We start from the raw sequence: 3,347 nt of genomic DNA, 5'->3' as shown, positions 1-3,347 counted from the left end.
CCTTTCCATGAGTAAGATGGAAAATTGCATTCTTCATATCATGCCGGCGTGGCGGAATTGGCAGACGCGCTGGACTCAAAATCCAGTGCCCGCGAGGGCGTGCCGGTTCGACCCCGGCCGCCGGTATACTGATGCATCAACGTTTTCGGACGTTTGATGCATCTTTTTTTTTGTTATTTTGGCTCTCTGTCAAATGGTATTGATGAGACATCCTTTGTATTGCGTAAGCTCTAGCGTGTTTATTCATATATAAATTTAGGAAACAGTATTATTCCAAAATATTATTTCATTTTTACCTAAAGGCCTATGTAATAAATATTTAATCGAAGCTATGTAAATGCTAAGTAAAGAATTTTTTTGCGCATTAAGTAAGTCGAGAAATAGCGGGTGTCTTAAACATGCTTACATCAAAAAAACTAGCATTTCCCAGTTGACAATAATGAGAAATAGATTATAATGAATTAAAATTACACTAATAAAATCTGTGATGAGAAGTAGTAGCCAATGGCGTTTAGTCAAAGCGAGTTTGGGGCAGTGAAAGCCAAACACTGTAGCTGTTGGTGAATGGATCTCTGAGACGTGATGCGAAAATTACAGTAGCAAAAACCGGGAGTCCGCCGTTAAAAGGACGGGGTATCGAGTAACATCCGTACCCGCAGAGCGAGTTTTGTACTGAGGTGGCAAACGAATGGAAACATTTCGTCCTTTTGAGGAGGAAGTGTTTTTTTGATTCTGTAGTATTAGCGCGAAAACAATGCATAGCCCTTTTTTTGGTGACGCATTGGGTCCTTGATTCCGTAAGGGAGACACGGAGCGCAAAGAACGACAGAGTCGAGCGTGAGTCAACAGTAGAGAACTAATATGGGTGGCACCGCGGCTACATCGTCCCATTATAGGGGATGTTGTGGCTTTTTTTGTACCCAAAATCCCCTGAAACAAGCAGAAATAGAGAAAAAATCTCATTAGGGGTGGATGAAATGTTTAATCTGACAGCAACAGAATTTGCAGCATCAAAAAAGCACAATAAGGTGTTTCCGGTACACTTGACGGTCAATGCGGACCAATTGACGCCCATCGGTATGTATTACAATCTCCAAGGGGAGCATAAGTTTTTGTTTGAGAGCGTCTTTTCGGAGCGGGAAATCGGGAGATACTCCTTCCTGGGTTCGAACCCTTACAAGAGCATCACGAGTATGGGCGAAGACGTGACAATCATCACCGACGGGAAAGCCGTGCACAAAAAAGGCAAGGTGCTCGATTTCGTAAAAGAGCATGTATCGATTCCCTATCTCAAGACCGATATCCCGTTGCCTTTTGTCGGCGGCGCGATCGGTTATGTCGGTTACGATGTCATCCGACAATACGAAAAGCTGCCGAATGTGAACCCGGATGAACTGCAGGCGCCTGAAGCCTACTTGATGTTCTACAAGCAATTCATCAGCTACGACCACTACCAGCACAAAATGACGCTCGTGCATAATGTTTTCCCGGAGGACACTGAGGATTACGAAACAATCACCGCCAATCTGGAAAAATTAGCCGAAACGATGAACCAGACGAACGGCATCCGACCTTTCCAAGAGGTGAATCCGAATCAAGAGCTTTCCTCAAACGTCAGCGAAGCGGAATTTTGTACGCTCGTCGAGAAGGCAAAAGAATACATCAAAGCCGGCGACATCTTTCAGGTTGTCCTCTCGCAACGGCTGAAAATCAAGTCCGAATCCGAACCTTTCGATATCTACAGAAGACTGCGCACTAAAAATCCATCGCCTTATCTTTTCTATATCGATCTGGGCGATTTCCAGGTGGTCGGTTCCTCTCCGGAAAGTCTGGTCACCGTTCAGGATGGCGAAGTCATGACGAATCCGATAGCCGGAACGCGCAGAAGAGGGAAGAACGAAGAGGAAGACAATGAGTTGAAGAAAGAGCTGCTTGCAGACGAGAAGGAACGGGCAGAACATGTGATGCTGGTGGATCTGGGAAGGAACGATATCGGCAGGATCAGCGAATTCGGCAGCGTCAAGTTGGATAAATTCATGGAAGTGGATATCTACTCCCACGTGATGCATATCGTTTCGAAAGTGACCGGCAAGTTGAAACCGGGTCTGACCTGCTTTGAAGCCTTGAGCGCTTGTCTGCCTGTAGGGACCGTTTCCGGTGCGCCGAAGATACGGGCGATGGGCATCATCGATGAATTGGAAAAAACGAAACGGGGCATCTATGCCGGTGCGGTTGGCTATTTCTCCTATAATGGCAACATGGACACGTGCATTGCCATCCGAACCATCATTCTGAAGGACGGCTTCGCCTACGTCCAAGCCGGCGCAGGGATTGTGCATGATTCCGTTCCGCAATCGGAATATACCGAGACACTCAACAAAGCAATGGCCTTGAAGGAGGTAATCTGAATGATTTTATTGATCGATAATTATGATTCCTTTACGTATAACCTCTACCAATACATCGGAGAAATCAATCCGGATGTGCTGGTCGTGCGCAATGATGCCTTGACGCTGGAGGAGATGAAGGCGATGGATCTGGACTGCATCATCCTTTCCCCAGGACCGGGAGTTCCGGAAGATGCCGGGATTTGCGTCGATGTGGTCAGGGAGTTTGCCGGCAAAGTGCCTTTGCTTGGAATCTGTCTTGGGCATCAGGCCATCGGGTATGCCTATGGCGGGAATGTCATCCGTGCAGAAACGCTGAAGCACGGCAAAACATCCATGGTCACGCATAATGGAGATCCACTTTTCCAAGGGATTGCTTCCCCTTTCGAGGTCATGCGTTACCATTCGCTGGTAGTCGAAGAAAAGAGCCTTCCCGATGAACTTGAAATACTCTCCAAAAGTGTCGATGATGGCGTCATCATGGCGATGAAGCACAAAGAGCATGCCGTCTACGGCCTGCAGTTCCATCCCGAGTCCATCTTCACCAAAGATGGTCAGACGCTTATCCGGAACTTTTTGGAAAACATCGCCAAAAAAGCAACATTGCCAGTGGAGTGATACGAACAGGCGTGAATAAGCGGGACAAATCCATCAGAGCATCCGGCTGCGGAAGTCGGATGCTTTTGTTGAAATGATATGGGTTTGGACCACTGACGCGCATGCCGGAGGGGGAACAATTATAACGTTTTCTAGGTCTGTGTCGAAAGATTTAAAAAAAATTAAAAAATCGTTGACAGCATTCGGCTGCGATGATAGTATATAGAAGTTGTCCTCCAGAATCGGCTTTGAAATGATTTGAAAAAATTGTTGACATGCGATTTAAAGCGTGATATTATATAAAAGTTGCTGATCCACGCATCTGCAAGCCGATATTGCTTCTGAAAAACTTTCAGAAAAGGC

The 3,347-nt window shown here is 46.3% G+C and carries 2 protein-coding genes, 1 tRNA gene and 1 other annotated feature; all 3 genes read left to right on the top strand.

Annotated features, from left to right (window positions below):
* Positions 1–42: 42 nt before the first annotated feature.
* The 3 genes from WBV27_RS11665 to WBV27_RS11655 all read left to right on the top strand — a co-directional run bounded on the left by WBV27_RS11665 (position 43) and on the right by WBV27_RS11655 (position 3,005).
* Positions 43–126, top strand: a tRNA-Leu gene (locus WBV27_RS11665).
* Positions 127–475: 349 nt separating this feature from the next.
* Positions 476–893, top strand: a binding site (T-box leader).
* Between the two features lie 84 nt (positions 894–977).
* Positions 978–2,408, top strand: a complete 1,431-nt coding sequence (gene trpE / locus WBV27_RS11660; protein ID WP_424202254.1) for an anthranilate synthase component I — start codon at positions 978–980, stop codon at positions 2,406–2,408.
* The gene (locus WBV27_RS11655; protein ID WP_424202252.1) at positions 2,409–3,005 is read left to right on the top strand and encodes an anthranilate synthase component II; all 597 of its coding nucleotides are present in this window, start codon (positions 2,409–2,411) and stop codon (positions 3,003–3,005) included.
* Positions 3,006–3,347: the final 342 nt, after the last annotated feature.

Origin of the sequence: Trichococcus sp. (assembly GCF_049589555.1) — a bacterium.
In the GTDB taxonomy this organism is placed as follows: Bacteria; Bacillota; Bacilli; order Lactobacillales; family Aerococcaceae; genus Trichococcus.
Note: the sequence above shows the minus strand (reverse complement) of the source record. Positions and strands in the feature narration are given on the sequence as shown.

Bases quoted from the DNA above. Each gene is read 5' to 3' on its own strand.
- WBV27_RS11655 (WP_424202252.1), top strand. From the start codon at position 2,409: ATGATTTTATTGATCGATAATTATGATTCCTTTACGTATAACCTCTAC.
- trpE (WP_424202254.1), top strand. From the start codon at position 978: ATGTTTAATCTGACAGCAACAGAATTTGCAGCATCAAAAAAGCACAAT.